This is a genomic window from Psychrosphaera aquimarina (assembly GCF_032461525.1).
In the GTDB taxonomy this organism is placed as follows: domain Bacteria; phylum Pseudomonadota; class Gammaproteobacteria; order Enterobacterales; family Alteromonadaceae; genus Psychrosphaera; species Psychrosphaera aquimarina.
This window is the reverse complement of sequence record NZ_JAWCUA010000003.1, coordinates 268,062-289,479: the sequence shown is the minus strand read 5'-3', so window position 1 is coordinate 289,479 and position 21,418 is coordinate 268,062. Positions and strand designations below refer to the sequence as shown.

Sequence of the window (21,418 nt, the reverse complement as noted above, 5' to 3'; positions counted from 1 at the left end):
TTTTACTTGAATTTTAAGTGAGTAAAACCTCTAATGAAACATCAACCGTTATTCATGCAAAGGATCTAATGTGAAATCGAAAATTATCTTCTCATCACTCGTGTTATTAACGAGTTTTTTATTATTTAACCCAGTATTTAATATTGCTCAAGCAGCTCAATTTGAATTGGGCGAGCATTACGTAGAAGTGAAAGGCATCCAATCTACCACGCCGCAAGTGACTGAATTTTTCTCCTTTTATTGTCCACACTGTTACAAATCTGAACCCTTTATGCATAAGGTAAAAGCGTTATTACCTGACCCTAACCAGTTTATAAAAAATCACGTTGATGGCATGCCTGGTAGAAAAATTGAAATTGAACATTTGTTAACAAAAGCGTTAATTACCGCTGATTTACTCAATGTTAAAGAAACAATTGTGCAATCTATTTTTTCCTACATTCATCAAGGCAAGGCGGACTTTTCTGAATTAAAAGATATTAAAAATTTGTTTTTATTAAAAGGCGTAGATAGCCAAGAATTTGATAAAATATTCGGTAGTTTTAATGTCAACATGGCCGCAAATACTATGCGCAATAAAACTGACCTGTTACGAAAACAAGGATTTACTAAAGTCCCAACATTGATCATAAACGGTAAATACAAACCTAATACTGAATCTCTCAAGTCTATGGATGAATACTTAAAATTAATTGCATTTTTATTAACTAAAACCGCTTAATTTGAATTTTTATTAGTAAAAGTAAGGTCTGCTGTTAACAATTATTAAATTACCGATTAACCACATCGACTTTTTTAATTTGGTTTTCTATGGGTTAACCCATATTCTTACTACATTGTCCTTATTATTTTAATTCAAGACTGGAACTCATTACATGACACAACATTTTGATTACATTGCCATAGGTGGCGGAAGTGGCGGCATTGCATCAGCTAATAGAGCATCGATGCGCGGTGCAAAAGTAGCATTAATTGAAGCTAAACACATGGGCGGCACTTGCGTAAACGTAGGTTGTGTTCCTAAAAAAGCCATGTGGTTTGGCGCTCAAGTCGCTGAAGCTATTCATAAATATAGTGCAGATTATGGTTTCGATGTCACCGTTAATAAATTTGATTGGGCTAAATTAGTAGAAAGTCGCGAAGCTTACATTAAACGTATTCACGGCTCTTACGACCGAGTTTTAGCCAATAATAATATTACTGTAATTAATGGTTTTGCTAAATTTGTGGACGCTAACACCGTAGAAGTGGATGGCGTGCAATACACAGCCGATCATATCACTATCGCAACAGGTGGCAGCCCTACTTGGCCAAAAATCGAAGGCGCTGAATTAGGTATCGATTCAAATGGCTTTTTTGCCTTAACTGAGCAACCTAAACGTTGTGTGGTGGTTGGTGCAGGTTATATCGCAGTTGAACTCGCTGGTGTATTACATAGCTTAGGTACTGAAACTAAATTAGCCGTGCGTAAACACATGGCATTACGTAACTTTGACCCTATGTTGTCAGAAACGTTATCGGAAATGATGCAAGAGGAAGGTATTGAACTTCTTGCTAATAGCACACCATCAAAAGTTGTTAAACAAGCCGACGGGAGCTTGGTTCTTCATTTTGAGAATGGAACGTTTGTTGAAACTGACTGTGTTATATGGGCAATTGGTCGAACACCAGCCACTGACAATATTAATATTGAGTCGACGGGTGTCGAGCTTGATAATCGTGGATATGTTCCAGTTAATGAGCATCACGAGACTAACGTGAAAGGTATTTATGCACTTGGCGATATAATTGGTAAAATCGAATTAACCCCTGTTGCTGTGAAATCTGGCCGTATATTAGCCGAACGTTTGTTTGGTGGTATTACTAATGTCGTTATGGATTACACTAACGTACCAACCGTAGTATTTAGCCATCCAGCCATTGGTACTATGGGCTTGTCTGAGCCTGAAGCGATTGCTGAATTTGGTGAAGAAAACGTAAAAGTCTATACCTCTAGTTTTGCCGCTATGTACACCGCCGTGACTGAACATCGTCAAATGACTAAAATGAAATTAGTGTGTGCTGGAGACAATGAAAGAGTAGTGGGTATCCACGGTATTGGTCTTGGCATGGATGAAATCCTACAAGGATTTGGCGTAGCTATGAAAATGGGCGCAACCAAAGCAGACTTTGATGCTTGTGTAGCAATACACCCTACGTCAGCCGAAGAATTTGTCACTTTACGTTAAGTAATTCAACTATATAAAGTGTTGTTAAATGTAGAGCCTAATAATGAATAAACATTATTGGGCTTTTTTAATATTACCCTAACTTATCCATACTTATTGAGAAAACCTATGCTTATACTTTCAATTATTCTTGTTTCATTAGTGGCCATAGAACATGTTTACATTTTAATAATGGAGATGTTTTTATGGACAAAACCTAGAACATTAAAGGTGTTTGGACTAGAACAAGAATTTGCCGAACAAACTAAGTCGATGGCGGCAAACCAAGGTTTATATAATGGATTTTTAGCGGCTGGGTTGGCATTTGGCTTGTTACATACGAACAAGGAGTTTGGTCTACAACTGCAAATGTTCTTTTTGACTTGTGTATTAGTGGCGGCGGTTTATGGTGGTTTAACGGTAAAACGTTCAATCTTATTTGTGCAAGGCGTACCTGCCTTTTTGGCATTGTTAAGTCTGCAGTTTATTTAATTCAAATGACATTTTAAAAGGCTACCTGTGTAGTGTAATTGGGTAGCCTTGATCAATTAACGAGCTAAATTAACGGCCTAAGATATCCGTTGATTTTTCTTTTGATTTTTTAGCTGCTTTTTTCTCTTTTGCAGTTAACAGTGGTTTCTTTTTACTATTTTTCTTTGTATCTTGCCCTTTACTCATAACATTTACCTTTGATTATTTGTAGATAAACCTAAAGTTAGTTGATCTAACTTGAGGGCGGAATGGCAATCACAGACTAAGCTTGATGTTTGCTTTACCAGTATGGTCTTATTCCTCTATAACTGATAGTTATAGTTTTCATTGTTATGACCAACATTGCTGGGCTATCTCTAAGAAGCGCTATGCATCATGTCGTAAAGATGTTATTCAATCCCACATTTCCGATTTCGATCGTATTAATGCAAAGAAAAATATAAAACCAAACATGTACAAAGCTATAACAAAAGATGGTCCCTTGAAATAACTTGAAGTTGGATTTACAACTTTTCCTGAACATTTTTTTAAGCTGGAGTTAACATTATGAAACAAGAATCAAAAGACAATGCACTATTAGCAACTGGTTTATTAACTGAGTTTGCTTTTCTGCAATCTCTAATAAAGTCCAAAACATTGTTCGTAATGTGTCTGATTGGGATTGTGATTTTTGGTGGTTTAGGGTTGTTTTTATATAAGATGGCTGGCGCTTAAAACATATAATTACACAGGTTATAGGATAAGATAAGGCATGAATGTTTTTCTCATTGTAGCTGGTGTTTTAAATACATTTGTCGCGCTATTGCATTTAGGTTGTATTTATTTTGGTGCGCCTTGGTATCGCTTTTTTGGTGCAGGGGAGCAGATGGCTACGTTGGCAGAACAAGGCAGTCTTCGCCCTACAGTGATAACTAGCATAATTGTTATCCTACTTTCTATTTGGTCACTTTATGCATTTTCTGCCGCGGGTGTTATTTCCCGCTTACCATTTCTTCGTCTTGTGCTCAGCCTAATTACACTCATATATTTAATCCGCGGTATCGCAGGTTTATTCTTAATCAGTTCACCTATGGGACGTACACCTGAATTTTGGCTATGGAGTTCCATCATTTGTTTATTGTTTGGTATTATCCATTTCATTGGTGTGAAGCAACTTTGGACAAGTTTATAATTTCCTAAGCTAAGATCATCCGTTTATTAAGGCAGTTAATATATGACAATAGAATTTAGATCAGCCACCACAGCTGATATCCAGCAGATCCTCGCCCTTCATGCCCGTTACCAAGTTGACACTATAAATGAAGCAGATAAAGCCGATGGGTTTATCACAACGGCCTTTGATAAAACACAGCTGACCGAGTTAATTGAACAAGAACATGGGTTGTTTGTGGCCCTTAAAGGCAATGAGATTGTTGCCTATGCCATGGCTGCGTCATGGGGCTTTTGGTCACGCTGGCCAATGTTCGCCCATATGATAAAAGACTTACCTAATTTGCAATACAAAGGGTACGTATTAAGTACTGAAAACTCTTACCAATATGGTCCGGTTTGTGTTGATAAAAGTGTGAGGGGACAAGGCGTATTTGAAGGCGTTTTTAGTTTTGCTCTACAAGAAATGTCAAAACGATATCCAGTTTTGGTCACTTTTATTAACAAAATAAATCCACGTTCTTTTGCTGCTCATACCAAAAAGGTCGGTTTAGATGTCATCCAAGAATTTGAGTACAACAATAACCAATATTATGAGTTAGCTTGTTTGACTAATAGAACGTAGCCATCTCTTTAATTTATATAGCTTAACCATTCATTCCTTAATTGCTGAACTAACTGCTTTTCACCGGTTAATTTATAGTTTTGAATTAAGGTTTTGTTATCCACACCGTTAATCACTTTATCTAAGATTAACGGTGAAATTCTTTGCCCTTTACCTTCTTCACTCATAAAACCTGACTTAACATACCGGTACATAGCCAATATGCAGGTATCTAATGACCTGTGGTGATGACAAAAACAAGCAATATCTTGCGCATCTTGCCCAGTGACCAGCTCAGTCAAATCAGCACTTTGCTGTAACATATTTAATAAACGCTCGGATAACTCATGGCGCATGTTCAGCTTTTGCTCTACGAGTAACGTTTGCTGGAATCTAGTTGATACATCTTGTTCAAATGTCTTGCTTGGCAGATTTAACGCTTGAGTCATTAATAAGGAATATTCTCCCGTAGAGGCTTCTGCTTTCAAACCTAAACGTACAGGTACATATTGGTTGGATATCCAGAATCTCACTAAATTATCCGCTACACCAAAGCTAGTACAGATAAAGTCGAACCCCTGTTGTGTTATTGCTTGTTTTACTTTGTTTAATAACAAACTACCTAAACCTTGGTTTTGTAGATCTGGATGAATAGCAATACGAACGATACGACCATACCGATATTCACCAGCCCGTTTAAAACCACTATGAGCAATTAAAGACTGTGGTAATAAATGTCCTTTGGGTCGTCTGCGACCTTGCCAAATTTGCTCGGCTAAATCAGGATCTATACAACCTTCTTCCGCCAATAACACAGCACCTATGATCTCCCCTTTATATTGCAAGCTAAAGACCTGCATATTGGGGCCGTCAAGCATATTACGTAAGTCGTTAGGGGTTGTACGGTAATGGGCATTTACCAACAAACCAAATACCCCCTCCAACTTGACCGAGTGGTTAATTAAGTCTTGTGATGACAACAATGAAAGTGAGACGTTTTCGGAATTAATTAACTTAATGTTTTTTCTATCAAACTCTGGTAGGTGTGTATTAATCAATAATAACTGGTTAATATCAGCCTCTAAACAATCATGTTCAGACCAACGAATTGGTTGGCTCAAAGACAAGTTTTTGACCTGGTTAAACGCTTTTGCTACTAACGGCTTAAACTTATATTCAAATCCTCGCCCTGTACCTTCATAACCATGAACGGTCGTGGCAAATACCACAAACGCACACTGTGATTGTGCTGTTTTCGGTGACAATAAAGGCAATAACATCTGACTTGGAATGGCCGCAGCTTCATCAACTAATACAATATCTGCATCGGTAACCTTATCGGCGAGGTCATCCGGTGCGATGAAGGTTAACGAACCAAACTCAGTTTTAAGTGCATTATTATTAACACTGTAATTTATGGTTTTTTGTTTTAATACGACTTCACAAAATTCAAATACACCAGATATCGATGCCAAGTGGGGCGCTGTTAATACTATATTTATTGATTTACTGTCATTTTGCTTTTTGCTTTCAGCTAAAAGAAGACCAGAAAAAATACCTAAAGATGCGGATTTACCGCGCCCTCTGTCCGCTTGTATAATCAAGGCCTCTTGACTAGTAGAGCACTCGCTCCGAAGATCAAAGCTTTCAAATAACTGCTTTACAACCTGATATTGGTCATCTGTTTTACACTGATTATATTGTGGATGAGTCTTTATTCCTTCAACTTCCCCACGAACATCCGAGCCAATTTTAATGTCCCCAACATCTTCACACCAGTTTTCAAATACATATTGGGGGTCATGTTTATCACTTTGACTTATGGTCAATACGCTTGAGGATAAGGTTAGCTGATTGATAAAGTACTGCAGATAATGATGACTGATCTGTTCTGGTTGATAAGGTTCTACGCATAAACGGTTATATTCTGGATCCAAAAAATTCAACCACTGTGGTACTTCTGGGGAGATCAGAATACACAGACCACCTAGTTTGACAGTGCCTACCAATGCGCCCAGTGCATCTGGATTTAACCCGGCATAACAATCATATATCAATACATCTGATTCTTGACCGAGCATTTTTTTGTATTGTTTAATTCTAATATCGGTAATTTGATTTTGGGTCTGGCTTTGACTCTGTTCGTGATTTACTGTTTGTGAGTGTCGAAGGATACCTGTGTTTAATTGTGGCTCACCAAACCTAGTTATTTGCAAAGACGGGTCTGTCGTTGATAACCAAGTTTGTATTTGTGCCTGAGCCCAACATTGTTCGCCTTTAACCCAAAATAAACAGCGTTGTTTGTTTTGCGTTAAATGCTCAATTAGTTGGTTTAACATAGCGTTAGATGGCCGTTAACTTTGCATACGTAGTGACTAACCATTTGGCACCAAATTGATCAAAGTTTACTTGAATGCGTGAGTTGTCACCATCACCTTCACAATTTAATACCGTCCCTTCACCAAACTTAGCATGACTTACACGCTGTCCTAATGAAAATAGACTTTCACTAAATTTTAAGTGGCTTGATGCTTGCCCAAAACCAGAGCCAAAGTTATTCGATGATTTCGATTTATTTCTCTCACCTTGGTAACCACCATGTCCCGTCGAACTACCAGAACTATTGCTAGCGCTATAACCAGAGTTTTGGCTATAGGTAGACTGTTCACCATAACTGGATTTTCCACCATAACCGCCACTGTAACCAGATTGCGGTCTTGAAACTTGAGTGGATAACTTAACTTCGTAAATACATTCTTTCGGAATTTCAGCGATAAAACGTGATGGACGATGATACAACTCCTGGCCATACAATCGTCTTGTTTCTGCGTGAGTTATAAATAATCTTTCTTTAGCGCGGGTCATGCCAACATAAGCAAGGCGACGTTCTTCTTCTAATCTTTCTGGTGCATCTGAACTTTGTTGGCTTGGGAACATACCTTCTTCCACACCCGCCATAAATACCAGAGGAAACTCCAAACCTTTTGCACTGTGTAACGTCATTAACTGGACGGCATCTTCATAAGCGTCTGCTTGTGAGTCACCTGATTCTAATGATGCATGGGATAAAAATGCCGCTAACATTGGCATTTCCTGCATGTTTTCATCAGGTTCATAGTCCTTACAGGCAGAAACCAGTTCTTCCAAGTTTTCTACTCGTGTTTGACCTTTCTCGCCTTTTTCAGCTTGATACATGGCCATTAAACCCGAACTTTGAATTACGTGATCGGCTTGTTCATGCAGTGGTAAAGGCTCAACTGTAGTTTCAAGCTGGACAATTAAGTCCATAAAGTTTTTAACCGAGTTACTTGCGCGGCCTGATAAATGTTTTTCATCCATCAAACGTCCTGCTGCTTGCCACATGGTCATGTTCTGACTACGAGCAGCATCACGCAACATTTGTAATGTTTTTTCGCCTATGCCACGTGCAGGTGTATTGATTACACGTTCAAATGCAGCATCATCGTCACGATTTGAAACCAAACGCAAATACGCTAATGCATCTTTAATTTCTTGACGGTCAAAGAAACGTAAACCGCCATATATGCGATATCTTAAACCGGCTTCGTTTAAGGCCGACTCCAATACACGAGATTGCGCATTGTTACGGTATAAAATGGCAGATTCAGATAAAGCTTCGCCTTCTTGCTGCCATTTTTTAATGTTGCCGACTATAAAACGTGCTTCATCCAATTCATTAAAAGCCGCATATAACCCTATTGGATCACCTTCTTTACCTTCCGTCCAAAGCTCTTTACCTAAGCGGTCGGTATTATTAGAGATCACTTCATTGGCTGCTTTTAAGATATTGGCAGTTGAGCGATAATTTTGCTCTAAACGGATCACTTCCACGTCAGAAAAGTCGGTTTGAAAGCTATGAATATTTTCAACTTGCGCACCGCGCCAGCCATAAATGGATTGATCGTCGTCACCTACTATCATTACATGAGCAGGCGGTAAATCTTCTGCAACGTTACCAGCATGACCACCAGCCAATAATCTAATCCAAGCGTATTGAATTTTATTAGTATCTTGAAACTCGTCCACCAGAATATGACGGAAACGTTTACGGTAATGACTTAATACTTCTGGATATGTGGCTAAAATTTCATGGCTACGTAACAATATTTCTGCAAAGTCCACCAAACCTGCACGGTCACATGCTTCTTGATAAGTAGTATAAACTTGTAAAAACACTTGTTCCGTTGGATCAAAAGTATCTATGTGCTTAGGTCTTAAACCATCATCTTTTTTACCATTGATGTACCACATGGCTTGTTTTGGCGGATAACGCTTTTCATCTAAATTTAGGCTTTTCATAATACGGCGGATTAATCGATGTTGATCATCCGAATCTAAAACCTGAAAACTTTCTGGTAATTTTGCTTCACGAAAATGTGTGCGTAAAAAACGATGGGCTAAACCATGGAAAGTACCAATCCACATACCACCAGCACCATATTGAGACCCCACAGATCCTTGACCTAACAATGACTCTAAGCGATGACGCATTTCCGCCGCCGCTTTATTGGTAAAGGTTACCGCTAAGATTGAAAATGGAGAGGTTTGATGTGCTTGGATTAAATAACCAATTCGGCTAATCAGTACTTTAGTTTTACCAGAGCCTGCACCTGCTAATACCAACATATTTTGTGGAGGTGCAGTTACCGCTTCATATTGACGTTCATTTAGCTCATTCAGCTTTAATACTGCAGTAGCCGAACTTGGAATATCTTGTGAGGGAATATAAACGTCCATAAGAGACAAAACCTATTAAATTGAGTAACCGTTAAATTTTAGTGTTGTTACATAAAAGCTTGTACTTAAGCCCGATAACATCGAGTGACAAGAGCTGTATATATAAACAGGATTTTTATTATAACAGGTGTAGCAGATCATCCAAGTCCGAATATTCACCATTTGCCAAAGTAAAACCTGTTGGATAGTTATTATTATCCGGGTTAAACCATAAAGAAGGGCAATTGGCGTTTAACGCAGCTTGAATATCTGACGGTGCACTGTCACCAAGGTGCAAGATATTTTCACAAGGAATGTTCAAGTCTTTGGACGCATCTTTTAACATATCAGGATAAGGCTTCATTCTGGTGCCATTTTCTCCCGCACGGTAATAACCAACAAAATACGGTGCCAGACCAATTCGCTGATAATCGGCATTGCCATTTGTAACGGCTACTAATGGGTATTTTTCGCTTAATTTACCCAGAACATCAAAGGTTTGTTGCGGCACAGTAAAGTCTGATCGGGCATCATAAAAGGCATTATATATATGCATGCTCATCTGCTTTTTTAATGGCTGCTCAATACCAAAACTCGCTAACCCCAAGTCGAGCACGTGATGTCGCCACAAATTTACGTCATGGCAAACTTCTGGCTTCGATTTAGCAACTTGCCATTTAAGCGCCTCCCAAAATTCAGGTCCTTTTGTTTTTGCACTAGGAATGAGTTGGCATATTATATCAAACTGAACTTGAATAGCGTTGCGGATCACATCTCCGTTATAATAGAGGGTATCGTCTAAATCAAAACTGAGCGCTTTAATTGGATCACTAAATGGGCGGTTAAATCTAAGAGACACAAGACATCCTATAAATTAAGTAAGTTGGACAATATTAACATAATGAACGGTGGTAATGTGGTCCACTGCGTATATTGCAATTGTCATTGCTAAAGAGAATCAAACTGTTCAATCTCAGCAAACACATCTTCTATTTTTGCTGTTAACAAACTTTGGGCATCATATAGAGCTTGGTTATAAATCGAGGATCCAATCTCTTTCATTATAAATTCCAACAAAAACTCAGCTTCAAATTGACCTAACTCCTTATCTAATTCTTCCTCAAAATACCCTTGTAACTTCACGACTGCCGCAGCTTGTTGCTCTTTAGTAAGTTTTATTTCTGACACTAAATCATTCCTTTTTAACCTGTATATAAGTATGGCTGTGTGGGTAATACACATCCCATTGGCACACTAGTTGTAATCGTTATATTACTAAAATGAATAATTTTAACATAAATCAGCCAATATAAATGACTACAGACCAGTTAATACAAGCCTTTAAAGCACAACACAAACTAACCAGTGTTATAGAAGTTGATGCACCAAAATGGTACACACCTATTGCTGAAATAATAAACACTCACCAAAAAAGGGCGGATAAAACTTTGTTTGTCGGTTTAAACGGCAGTCAAGGGTCGGGTAAATCAACGCTCGCCGATTACATCAAATTGTATCTTGAAACTCAATGTCAGTTATCGGTTGCCGTCGTTTCATTGGATGATTTTTACTTAAACCAGCAACAGCGTCAGCATTTAGCGGAAACGGTACACCCACTGTTACGATCTCGAGGCGTACCAGGTACTCATGATATCCAATTAATGTCATCCACTTTACTTGCATTAGCGTCCCCCCAACCTAATTGTCGTTTACCGCGTTTTAATAAAGCAATAGATAATCCTCATTCACAAGAAAACTGGCCGCTAATTACCGAAAAAGTAGATGTGGTGATCATGGAAGGTTGGTGTTGGGGAACATCAGCACAAACCGTTGAGGAATTAACCAATCCTATTAATGAATTAGAAAAGCATGAAGACAAAAACGGAACTTGGCGCACTTTTGTTAATGATTCACTTAAATCTGATTATTTAGCCTTATACCAATTAATGGATTTTTGGGTGATGTTAAAAGCCCCTTCTTTTGACTGTATAGCCAATTGGCGTAAAGAACAGGAACATAAATTAAGACAAGCGCATGATGCATCATCAAACGATGATAAAGCGACAGCCATTATGTCTGATGAGCAAGTAGAGCGATTTATACAACACTTTCAACGTTTAACTGAACATGGTTTTAAGCATGCTCAGGAACAATACAATGTCGTCCTCAATTTAGACGCACAACGTCAACCTATCTCGATTGACGGTAGTTCAGTTACAGAATTCAATCACTTAAGAGGTAGTTCATAATATGGGTCAGCAGTATTTAATCTTTACCGACTTAGATGGCACGTTATTAGATCATAACACTTATAGTTTTCAACCTGCTGTAGAGATGTTGGCTAAGCTAAAACAGTCAAACATCCACGTTATCCCTAACACCAGTAAAACGTATGCGGAACTCATCTTCTTTAGACAACAAACTAAGCTCGATACCCCATTTATCGTAGAGAACGGTGCTGCTGTATTTATTCCTATTGGATTTTTTGCGGAGCAACCACCAGCGACTGAAGTCTTTGAACGTTTTTGGGTGAAAAGTTTTTCTAAACCACGCTCACACTGGTTGACGTTATTAAACACTTTACCCACCGAACTTCAGCAGTGTTATCTCGGCTTTTCCGCCATGAACAATGAACAGCTGTGTAACGAAACGGGCCTTACTGCGCCTGCGGCGTTAAATGCCAATAGCCGTTTATATAGTGAACCATTGAAGTGGCTAGGCACTGATGTACAAAAACAAATATTTAAAAAACACTTAACGGATGCAGGTGCTCATGTATTGCAAGGGGGGCGTTTTTTACATATCAGCGGCAACTCTGACAAAGGTAATGCAATGGTTTGGCTTACGCAACTCATGGCAAGCCTCGATACCAGTACCTCGTTTTCTACCGTTGCCTTAGGTGACAGTTATAACGACAACGAAATGTTAGAAGTGGCTGACATAGCAGTTCAAATTAAATCACATAAACATGACTACCCAGCGTTACAACGTAAAGACAATATTATGCAAAGTACTCTTTATGGGCCTTCTGGCTGGACTGAATGTTTACAACAAATCATAGACTTACCATAGGAGCTTCATCATGGCTGATTTTTATCAAAATGGGGTTGTTACAACCTTACATAATTTAACAAATCGTAGTACCGAAGAGCTAGAAGCTGAGCTATTAACTTTTTCTAAAAGTCGACCGCTAGGGTTAATACTGCCTTCACTTTTTCTGAACTAGAAGGCAAAGCATTACCAGATATCGTTAACAAGATTGCCGAAGTTCCGTATTTATCTGAAATCGTTATTGGATTAGATAGAGCCGATGTCGACCAATATAAACACGCCATCGACTTTTTCAGTAAGTTACCGCAACACCATAGAATTTTATGGAATGACGGACCTCGTTTAAAAGCGTTAGATGCTAAATTACAAAAGCTCGGCTTGGCTCCAACCGAAATGGGCAAAGGACGTAACGTTTGGTATTGCATGGGTTATATATTAGCGTCTGGTAAAGCGGAATCCGTTGCTTTACATGATTGCGACATTCTAACCTATGACCGTAGTTTATTAGCTAGACTTATTTACCCTGTGGCAAACCCGCATTTTAACTATGAATTTGGTAAAGGCTTTTATGCTCGTGTTGCCCACGGCAAATTAAATGGCCGCGTTGCACGTTTATTGGTAACGCCATTATTAAAAGCGCTTAAACGAGTATTAGGCACCAATGAGTATTTGGAATACATGGACAGTTTCCGTTACTCATTATCTGGTGAGTTCTCTTTCCGCAGAGATGTGTTAACTGACTTACGTATTCCAAGTGATTGGGGATTAGAGATTGGTGTGTTGTCAGAAATGCACAGAAACTTTGCCTCCAACCGAATTTGCCAAGTAGATATTGCCAATAATTACGATCATAAACATCAAGATTTATCACTGGATTCAACTGACGGTGGTTTATCTAAAATGTCGATTGATATCACCAAAGCGATTTTCCGTAAATTAGCCACCCAAGGTTACATCATTAATGCTGAAAATATGCGTACCATCAAAGCAACTTACTTCCGTATTGCCCTAGATTATATAGAAACTTACCGCAATGACGCTATGATCAATGGCTTAACATTAGATATTCATACCGAAGAAAAATCGGTAGAAATGTTCGCCAAAAACATTATAGAAGCGGGTGATAATTTCCTAGCGAATCCAATGGAAACGCCATTTATTCCGTCTTGGAACCGTGTAATCAGTGCTATGCCTGAAGTATTAACCGAATTAAAACAAGCCGTTGAATTAGACTATGAAGAATTTGCTAATACTGTGAAATCAGATTCTATAAACACCACCGCAGCGTAATCGGAGTATTCCCCTATGCCAGCAAGTTTAGACGAGTTAAAACATAAGGTTGAGCTGCAACTGAATGTGATATATCAGGATATTGAGTTACCAATGCCAATAACTGAACTCAGCCAGTTATTGCTTGATGAAATGAATATACCTGACACCTTTGTTGAGCCTGTACCATATGCAAATCATTGGTCTGAAAAAGACATGATTTTGATCACTTATGGCGATAGCATAATTGAGGCAGATAAAAAGCCGTTAAAAACCTTAGCGTCCTTTATGGATAACTACTTAGATGACAAAATAAACTCGGTTCATATTTTGCCATTTTTCCCATATAGCTCGGACGATGGATTTTCGGTAATTGATTATTCCAGTGTTAATGAGTCTTTAGGTGATTGGCAAGATATTGAAGATATCGCTGATAAATACAAGCTCATGTCTGATTTAGTGATCAATCATTGTTCGAGTCGAAGTGCTTGGTTTCAAAACTTCATCAAAGGCTCAGGTGTTGGCAAAGATTACTTTTTTACCGCCGACCCCAGTGACGATTTATCCCAAGTCGTTCGCCCAAGAACCAGTCCGCTATTACGTGAAACAGAAACCGCTGAAGGCACCAAACACGTATGGTGTACTTTTAGTCACGACCAAGTAGATTTAGACTTTAGAAACCCACAAGTCTTGCTCGCCTTTGTTTCAATTATTAGACAATACCTTGATTCCGGAGTGAAAATATTTAGGTTAGATGCGGTGGCTTTTTTATGGAAAATTATCGGTAGTCCATCAATTAATTTACCTCATACCCATGAAGTCATTCGTTTATTACGAACCTTAATAGAGCACACTAAACCTGAAACAGTGATCATCACTGAAACCAATATACCAAATACGCAAAACCTTACTTATTTTGGTAATGCAAACGAAGCCCACTGCATTTATAACTTTTCATTACCACCACTGTTAGTGAATAGCTTAATAACCGGTAATTGTACTTATTTAAAACGTTGGTTAATGAGTATGCCTCCGGCTCAAAATGGCACGAGTTACTTTAATTTTATTGCCTCACACGATGGCATTGGCTTAAGACCAGCAGAAGGTTTATTGTCTGATTTAGAGCTCAATACGTTAGTTAACACCATGCAAACGTTTGGTGGTCGTGTGTCTTGGCGAACGTCAGATACAGGGGAGCAAAAAGCCTATGAAATTAACATTGCATTATACGATGCACTAAAAGGCACCACCAAGGGCGAAGACAAATGGGGGCTAGAACGTTTTATCTGTGCCCACGCGGTAATGTTTGGATTGGAAGGTATTCCAGGTATATATATTCATAGCTTTTTAGCCACTCAAAATGACTATGAAAAATTAAAAAACACCCATCATAACCGTGCAATTAACCGCCATCGTTGGGATTATCAATTACTTCAAGAGCAATTAGATTCTAACTTTAGTACACACAGTAAAGTATTGAATCGTATGTTAGCGTTAATTGACATCCGTACAAAACAGCCGGCATTTCATCCTAATGCAACACAATATGTGTTACATCTGGGTTTACAATTATTCGGTTACTGGCGTCAAAGCTTAAACCGTAAACAAAGTATTTTTTGTATTAGTAATATAAGCGATGAAAAAGTAGAGTTACGCTTAAATGAATTAAACCTAATAGTGACTGACAATTGGTTTGATCTTATCTCTGGTACCCATATTGAAGATACCGCCACTGAACTTGAGTTAATGCCATACCAAACAGTTTGGTTAACCAACTTCAGAAACGAGGAATAGAAGGAAACGACATGACCCAAAAAGTAACCAAAGCCGTAATACCTGTAGCGGGTCTTGGCACACGTATGTTGCCTGCAACAAAGGCAATACCAAAAGAAATGTTAACCTTAGTTGACCGTCCACTGATCCAATATGTGGTAGAAGAAGCTGCTGCAGCGGGAATTAGAGAAATAGTATTAGTTACGCACGCTAGTAAAAACTCAATAGAAAACCATTTTGATTCTAGTTTTGAATTAGAAGCACAGCTAGAGTCACGGGTTAAGCGTTCTTTATTAGAAGAAGTACGCTCTATTAATCCTAAAGACGTCACCATGATCTCAGTACGCCAAGCTGAAGCAAAAGGACTAGGCCACGCGATTAATTGTGCCAGACCGGTACTGGGCAACAATCCATTTGTTATCATGCTGCCAGACGTGATTATTGACAGATACTACTCTGATTTAGGCGTAGAAAATCTAGCTGGCATGTTAAAACAATACGAATTAACTGGGGATAATCAAATTATGGTTAACCCGGTTCCGGAAAAAGACGTTGGTAGTTATGGCGTTGTTGATATCAACGGTGAAACACTTATTGCGGGAGGTTCTGCACCAATCAAAACTATGGTTGAAAAACCAGAGGATGGTTGCGCACCGTCGAATTTAGCCATTACTGGACGTTACGTTGTTTCAGAAAAAATTTGGGACTTATTAGCGAAAACGTTACCTGGAGCTGGTGGTGAAATTCAATTAACGGATGCATTACACCAACTCAATAAAATTGAAAATATGTCTGCTTATCACATCGTTGGCAAAACCCACGATTGCGGCAGTAAACTCGGTTTTATCAAAGCAAATTTAGAGTACTCTTTACAACGTCCTGAATTTAAAGACGATTTAAAACAAGCAATCACTGACTTAATTGCTGATCCAAACTTTGAATTTTAACGATTAAATCCCCCAACTCAAAACGTGTACCGCTTTGACTTTACGGCACACGTTTTGAATTTTATTAAACAACTTACCTGTTAAAAGATGACGCATTACATCTTTGTACAAATTTTTACATTATCCCAATTCCACATCGAGTACATTCAATATCATATTGAACCACTTGGAAACTTAAGGTCTCCAACCTAAGTGTTTTAATCGTCTAAATGCATATAGACTTATTAGCTATTAGCGCATAAATCTAACGGCATTTTTTACTTTTATTTAGCAAGGAACGTAGTAATGAAAAAATATTTATTCGTCTTACTTACTTTATCCTCAACCGTATTACTTTCGGCTTGTACCACATCAACCAAAGAAAAATTAAATGCACCGTTAATTTCACAATCACAGATAGCGCCTAATTCAATGGCGACTGAGTTTAATGGGTTAAAACGACTGGTGGCTATCGGTCGTTTTTCAGATGAAACCAAACGAGGTAATAGCTTTCTTGTCGATCAAAACAATAACCGACTAGGAAAACAAGCTTCTGATATTTTAAGCTCTCGGTTAACCGCCAGTGGAAAGTTCATCATGTTAGAACGTCCAGATGTTCAACTATTACGTTCAGAGTCAAACCAATTTGAAAGTTCAAAAATAGGCGCTGACTATTTAATCGTTGGTTCTGTGTCTGAGTTTGGCCGACGTACAGAAAGTGATATAGCCATTTTTTCTCGTAATAAAATTCAAATTGCCAACGCCACCGTGAATGTACGGTTAATTGAAGTTAAAACTGGCCGTATTGTGTATACAGAAGAAGCCTCTGGTGAAGCACGTACTGAAGCCAACCAAGTACTAGGTGTTGGGAAAACAGCCGCTTACGATACTTCCTTGGATGACAAAGCAGTTTCTGCGGCCATATCAAAACTGGTTTCCAATATTATGAATAACCTTATGGACTCGCCATGGCAGGCTTATTTAATTGATAATAATGGATCTTTATTTATGACTGGTGGTAAGTCACAAGGCATCAAATTAGGTCATTCCTTTGCCGTGATTGAGGAAGGCAACAAAGTTAAAAATCCACAAACAGGCTTTTTAATCGCTTTGCCAGGGGAAGAAGTTGCAAGAGTAAAAGTCACAGGGTTTGTTGGTCAAGGTGATGATGAACTAAGCATAGTTTCAATACAGTCAGGCAAAATAGATACCGCTAAAATCCCTCAATATGTAATCAGAGAAATTAAGGATTAAGATCATGAATAAAATCATTACAGCTATTATATTTTCAATATTTATTTCTTCATTAGCAGGGTGTACGACGAATTATTCTAGCGCCACACAAGTCGAAGACTCAGGTTATATCTTATTAAAAGGCAACTTTAGCAATACCGTTTTACATATAGACGATACATCAACCACAATCGACGAGACAATCGCTCGATTCAAACTAAACGGGCATTTGGTTTCCAAGTTTCCAGTGAGTGTGGGCACTCATTCGGTAAAAGTAGAAAGAAACGGTATTACATTAATTAATAAAAAAGTCTTACTGTCTAACGCACAAACTGTAGAGTTGATAATACCGTGATCATTAGAAACACCATCCTTGTTGTTATATTGCTGTTTGTCACAGCATGTGCACAAAATAAAAATATTTATTACTGGGCTGATTATTCAAATACGCTGTATGAAGCGAAAAAAGAAAAATCAGTGAAAAGTGATGAACGTCATTATGCTGAGCTAATAAAAATTATTAGCTTAGCCGATCATTATGGCAAGAAGATCCCACCAGGTATTTATTTTGAATTGAGCATGTATGAAAGCAAAAAGGGCAATCACGACAAAGCGAACATGTTACTTAGTCAGGAATATGCACTTTACCCTGAAGCTAAAACTTACATAGAAAATATGAAAGCAGGGAATCAAAATGAATAAATACATCATTGTAACTACATTTATCCTGTTTCTATCAGGCTGCGTCACCACTGAAAACATAGGGAAAATGGAAGCTTACCCTAAAATGTATGAAGAGAAGCCAATCAGTATTGTGGTTTTACCTGCAATTAATAAAACAACCGCAGCGGATGCGACAGATTTATTTTCAACTACGGTGGCTCAACCTTTAGCGGAAGCGGGTTTTTATGTTGTATCCATTCCTTATGTTAATCATGTTTTAGCGTTAGAAGGGATACAAGATGGTGCTCAAGTAAGAGATATTCCAATGGAACGGTTTAATTATTTATTTGGTGCTGATGCGGTGTTATTTGTAACGATTGACCAATGGGATACAACCTATTTATTAACGGTTGCAGACGTTACAGTTGGGCTTAAATTTGAACTCATTTCAACTAAAACCAGTGAAGTTTTATGGCAGCAACAACGTGTTATTGTGCATGAAACAACCAGCAATGATTCAGGTAGTATACTGTTTGATATTATCGCAACCGCAGTCACTACAGCCGCTACGGATTACGTGCCAATTGCTAGACAAGTAAACAGTCAAATACTGAATACCATTCCACTAGGCAAATACCACCCTCGTTATCAGTTAGACGCTAATGACGGTTCGGGTCAGACCAAAAAAGTGAAACATTAATAATAGGTGAGGTGTGAATAACACCTCTCCTATCTTAATCCAGCCCCTTACCCTTAAGCGGGTTTGATCCCATGTGCGATATACACATCCATAACTTCTTCTTTTGCTTTCATTGAAAAATCAACATTCAGAGCTCGTTTATTTAATCCAGATATAATCAATGCCTGCTCAATTGACTGTTTAGTTAATCCAAAATCACCTTCATTTTTTGCAGCCCAATCCCATTGAACCCAATGACCGTTTGGTGTCAACAATGAAGTTAATAAACTTAATGTTTTGGGGTAATTAGGTAAAAATGAACAGACTGAACTGGCAACAATTAAATCAAATGACTGCTGTAATTCAACATGCTGTAGAATACTTTCAGGAGTTAAATAGTCTGCCACCACTTTCACGTTAGTTAAGTGTTTTTGCGATAATATCTCGGCCATTTTTACAGAGGGGTCTATCGCGACAATCTGGTTACATACAGTCGATAACTTTTCTGTTAATAATCCAGTACCACAGCCAAAATCCAGAACGTTAAGTCCCTTGCAATTTACTTTTTGAACTAAGCTGTTAAATGCTAATTGCGCGTACTTTTGTACGTCCTTATTATCATCCCAGCCATCGGCATAATCATCCCAAGAATCAGACATCTAAGTATTCCTTATCGCCAATCTCAGCAGCTAGTTGTGCTAAAAATCCTTGCATAAACTCAACTCGTTTTTGTGCTTCTTGTAATCCGGCTTGAGTTGTCATGGTTTTTGCGGTTTTAAACAGCTTTTCATAAAAATGATCAACCGCAGCAACTTTGCTATCTGGGGTTCGTTGCTGACAAAAAGGGTCTTCTGGGTTATACAGTTTACTGCCGAGTTTACCCGCGACTAACATACAACGACTCACACCTATAGCGCCGAGTCCATCTAATCGATCTGCATCTTGTACTATTTTCGCTTCTATCGTTTCTGGCGTGATGTTAGCACTATAACTATGGGTTTTTATCGCATGATGAATGGCATCTAAGTACTGAACTGGATAATCAATCGATGTTAAAAACTCAACCGCTTTATCACCTGCCAATACTGAAGCACGTTTATTATCTGGGTGATTTTTTGGAAAAGAAACACAATCGTGTAACCAAGCGGCCGGCAAAACTATGTTTAAGTCAGCATGTTCGGTCACACATAACTTTTTAGCGGTCGCTACTACACGTTTTATATGATTAATGTCGTGTGCTGCATCATGAATTTGTTGCTGCAGAATAAACTCTGCGCAGTTTACTTCTAATTGTTCTAAATTCATTGTTTATCTTAGCGTTAAATTGGAATAACCCAATATTGGATAAATTGAATAATATGATAACAATAAATTACCTTGGTGCATCTACCGCAAAAGCTTTATCTGGTAATGTTGCGAACTCGATACGTATTAATTGGGGTCATCAAGGCCATAACTTTGCCAAATGAACCTTAATGCGCCTTTTGTTTTCATGTTATCAATTAAGGTATTTATGTATTTAACGGTAAGTCTGTTATCACGACGAACTAACATAGTGTGTTGATAAATTTGATCAAACTTGTCGGATATTAACAGTTTATTTTTATCATCTGGATAGTGAGTGAAGTGATAGTTTAAATATTCCATAGATAAAACCGTGATATCACCACGGTCGTTTAATATTAAACCTAGGCTATTTTTTTGACTATTGGTTAGAAAAACATTTAACTTATCTTCACTCTGCGCCTGCATCCCAGTAAATTGGTAATGGTAACCTAATACCCCGATCATCGCCTTGTCGCTAAAATTTGAAAAATACGCTTGGGTTTTACCCGTTTCAGCTTTAGTTACATATACCTCATAACTACTTCCAAAAACTTGGGATGCAACAACAGGGTATGATTGCCACCCCCATTGTTTATTTTCAAACAGAATTAAATCAAATTTGTTTTTTTCAAAATCGCTATAACGACGTTTTGCCGTTGTTGGTACAGCCACAAATTCATACTCATCTTGAATACGGTTCATTTCATTTATTATATCGATGGCAATACCTGTCGCTTCCTCACCCACAAAAACATAAGGAGGAAAGTCATATACGCCGACTTTAACTACCTCAACCGCCCATGCATTGATAATAAAAATAACAGTAATCAATAATGTATAAAACTTCACTCTCCTATGTCCTCATTCCACAGGTCAGGCTTATTTGTTATAAATTCATTCATCATTTGTTTACATTCGGCTGAATTAACTAATTGAATATCAACGCCTTTGGACTTAAGGAGTTCTTCTTCCCCCATAAAGCTGTGATTTTCTCCAATCACTACTTTAGGTATGCCATAAAGCAAAATAGCACCGGTACACATAGAGCAAGGTGACAATGTGGTATAGATAACACTTTGACGATAAACACGAGCTGGCTGACGCCCAGCGTTTTCTAATGCATCCATTTCACCATGTAAAGTAGGACTGCCGGTTTGCACTCTGCGATTGTGGCCCCGACCGATAATTATCCCATCATGAACTAATACCGATCCGATAGGTATACCACCTTCAGCCAAGCCTAATTTGGCTTCATCAATCGCTGCTTGCATAAATTTATCCACCAGCACCACCTTATATAAGTTAAATT

Annotated in this window: 22 protein-coding genes and 1 pseudogene; 15 read left to right on the top strand and 8 right to left on the bottom strand. The window is 38.3% G+C overall.

The genetic code is table 11. The features are described from left to right. Nucleotides 1-70 precede the first annotated feature (70 nt). From RT723_RS04535 to RT723_RS04510, 6 genes are all read left to right on the top strand, one after another. Nucleotides 71-721, top strand: a complete 651-nt coding sequence (locus RT723_RS04535) for a thiol:disulfide interchange protein DsbA/DsbL (RefSeq protein WP_315946031.1) — start codon at nt 71-73, stop codon at nt 719-721. Between the two features lie 154 nt (nt 722-875). Beyond that, nucleotides 876-2,228 (top strand): glutathione-disulfide reductase, encoded by a 1,353-nt coding sequence (gene gorA / locus RT723_RS04530; protein ID WP_315946030.1) that lies wholly within the window; start codon nt 876-878, stop codon nt 2,226-2,228. A 108-nt stretch (nt 2,229-2,336) separates the two neighbouring features. Beyond that, complete coding sequence (locus tag RT723_RS04525) at nt 2,337-2,699, top strand: DUF1304 domain-containing protein (protein ID WP_315946029.1); 363 nt, start codon at nt 2,337-2,339, stop codon at nt 2,697-2,699. Nucleotides 2,700-3,245: 546 nt separating this feature from the next. Beyond that, nucleotides 3,246-3,413 (top strand): hypothetical protein, encoded by a 168-nt coding sequence (locus RT723_RS04520; RefSeq protein WP_315946028.1) that lies wholly within the window; start codon nt 3,246-3,248, stop codon nt 3,411-3,413. A 37-nt stretch (nt 3,414-3,450) separates the two neighbouring features. Further along, nucleotides 3,451-3,870, top strand: coding sequence for a hypothetical protein (locus RT723_RS04515; RefSeq protein WP_315946027.1), 420 nt, complete (start codon nt 3,451-3,453; stop codon nt 3,868-3,870). A 42-nt stretch (nt 3,871-3,912) separates the two neighbouring features. After that, nucleotides 3,913-4,473 (top strand): GNAT family N-acetyltransferase, encoded by a 561-nt coding sequence (locus tag RT723_RS04510; protein ID WP_315946026.1) that lies wholly within the window; start codon nt 3,913-3,915, stop codon nt 4,471-4,473. A gap of 8 nt (nt 4,474-4,481) precedes the next feature. Here RT723_RS04510 and RT723_RS04505 read toward each other — a convergent pair whose 3' ends face one another. The 4 genes from RT723_RS04505 to RT723_RS04490 form a co-directional block, all read right to left on the bottom strand. After that, nucleotides 4,482-6,791 carry a tRNA(Met) cytidine acetyltransferase TmcA gene (locus RT723_RS04505; protein ID WP_315946025.1) on the bottom strand — a complete coding sequence of 770 codons (2,310 nt, stop codon included), beginning with the start codon at nt 6,789-6,791 and terminating at the stop codon, nt 4,482-4,484. Nucleotides 6,792-6,795: 4 nt separating this feature from the next. Then, nucleotides 6,796-9,210, bottom strand: coding sequence for a DNA helicase II (uvrD, locus tag RT723_RS04500; protein WP_315946024.1), 2,415 nt, complete (start codon nt 9,208-9,210; stop codon nt 6,796-6,798). Nucleotides 9,211-9,328: 118 nt separating this feature from the next. Beyond that, nucleotides 9,329-10,048 (bottom strand): HAD-IA family hydrolase, encoded by a 720-nt coding sequence (locus RT723_RS04495; protein WP_315946023.1) that lies wholly within the window; start codon nt 10,046-10,048, stop codon nt 9,329-9,331. A gap of 89 nt (nt 10,049-10,137) precedes the next feature. After that, the gene (locus tag RT723_RS04490) at nt 10,138-10,377 is read right to left on the bottom strand and encodes a DUF2164 domain-containing protein (RefSeq protein WP_315946022.1); all 240 of its coding nucleotides are present in this window, start codon (nt 10,375-10,377) and stop codon (nt 10,138-10,140) included. A 125-nt stretch (nt 10,378-10,502) separates the two neighbouring features. Here RT723_RS04490 and RT723_RS04485 point away from each other — a divergent pair, with 125 nt between their 5' ends. The 9 genes and pseudogenes from RT723_RS04485 to RT723_RS04445 all read left to right on the top strand — a co-directional run bounded on the left by RT723_RS04485 (nt 10,503) and on the right by RT723_RS04445 (nt 18,804). Then, on the top strand, nt 10,503-11,438 hold the full coding sequence (locus RT723_RS04485; protein ID WP_315946021.1) for a P-loop NTPase fold protein: 936 nt from the start codon (nt 10,503-10,505) through the stop codon (nt 11,436-11,438). A 1-nt stretch (nt 11,439) separates the two neighbouring features. Beyond that, nucleotides 11,440-12,261, top strand: a complete 822-nt coding sequence (locus RT723_RS04480) for an HAD-IIB family hydrolase (RefSeq protein WP_315946020.1) — start codon at nt 11,440-11,442, stop codon at nt 12,259-12,261. Nucleotides 12,262-12,271: 10 nt separating this feature from the next. Beyond that, nucleotides 12,272-13,530 (top strand): annotated as a pseudogene (locus tag RT723_RS04475) (glycosyltransferase family protein). A 15-nt stretch (nt 13,531-13,545) separates the two neighbouring features. Next, on the top strand, nt 13,546-15,303 hold the full coding sequence (locus RT723_RS04470) for a sugar phosphorylase (RefSeq protein WP_315946019.1): 1,758 nt from the start codon (nt 13,546-13,548) through the stop codon (nt 15,301-15,303). Between the two features lie 11 nt (nt 15,304-15,314). Next, the gene (galU, locus tag RT723_RS04465; protein WP_216055370.1) at nt 15,315-16,229 is read left to right on the top strand and encodes a UTP--glucose-1-phosphate uridylyltransferase GalU; all 915 of its coding nucleotides are present in this window, start codon (nt 15,315-15,317) and stop codon (nt 16,227-16,229) included. A gap of 285 nt (nt 16,230-16,514) precedes the next feature. Then, nucleotides 16,515-17,462, top strand: a complete 948-nt coding sequence (locus RT723_RS04460; RefSeq protein ID WP_315946018.1) for a CsgG/HfaB family protein — start codon at nt 16,515-16,517, stop codon at nt 17,460-17,462. A 4-nt stretch (nt 17,463-17,466) separates the two neighbouring features. Beyond that, on the top strand, nt 17,467-17,796 hold the full coding sequence (locus tag RT723_RS04455) for a hypothetical protein (protein ID WP_216055372.1): 330 nt from the start codon (nt 17,467-17,469) through the stop codon (nt 17,794-17,796). Continuing rightward, on the top strand, nt 17,793-18,143 hold the full coding sequence (locus tag RT723_RS04450; protein WP_315946017.1) for a DUF4810 domain-containing protein: 351 nt from the start codon (nt 17,793-17,795) through the stop codon (nt 18,141-18,143). Before RT723_RS04455 ends, RT723_RS04450 begins: the two co-directional genes overlap by 4 nt. Next, nucleotides 18,136-18,804 carry a GNA1162 family protein gene (locus RT723_RS04445; protein WP_315946016.1) on the top strand — a complete coding sequence of 223 codons (669 nt, stop codon included), beginning with the start codon at nt 18,136-18,138 and terminating at the stop codon, nt 18,802-18,804. Before RT723_RS04450 ends, RT723_RS04445 begins: the two co-directional genes overlap by 8 nt. A gap of 53 nt (nt 18,805-18,857) precedes the next feature. Here RT723_RS04445 and RT723_RS04440 read toward each other — a convergent pair whose 3' ends face one another. From RT723_RS04440 to RT723_RS04425, 4 genes are all read right to left on the bottom strand, one after another. After that, nucleotides 18,858-19,442, bottom strand: a complete 585-nt coding sequence (locus RT723_RS04440; RefSeq protein ID WP_315946015.1) for a class I SAM-dependent DNA methyltransferase — start codon at nt 19,440-19,442, stop codon at nt 18,858-18,860. Further along, nucleotides 19,435-20,088, bottom strand: a complete 654-nt coding sequence (locus RT723_RS04435) for an HD domain-containing protein (protein WP_315946014.1) — start codon at nt 20,086-20,088, stop codon at nt 19,435-19,437. Before RT723_RS04435 ends, RT723_RS04440 begins: the two co-directional genes overlap by 8 nt. A gap of 126 nt (nt 20,089-20,214) precedes the next feature. Beyond that, nucleotides 20,215-20,958 carry a substrate-binding periplasmic protein gene (locus tag RT723_RS04430; protein WP_315946013.1) on the bottom strand — a complete coding sequence of 248 codons (744 nt, stop codon included), beginning with the start codon at nt 20,956-20,958 and terminating at the stop codon, nt 20,215-20,217. Then, nucleotides 20,955-21,392, bottom strand: a complete 438-nt coding sequence (locus RT723_RS04425; RefSeq protein WP_315946012.1) for a nucleoside deaminase — start codon at nt 21,390-21,392, stop codon at nt 20,955-20,957. Before RT723_RS04425 ends, RT723_RS04430 begins: the two co-directional genes overlap by 4 nt. Nucleotides 21,393-21,418 lie beyond the last annotated feature (26 nt).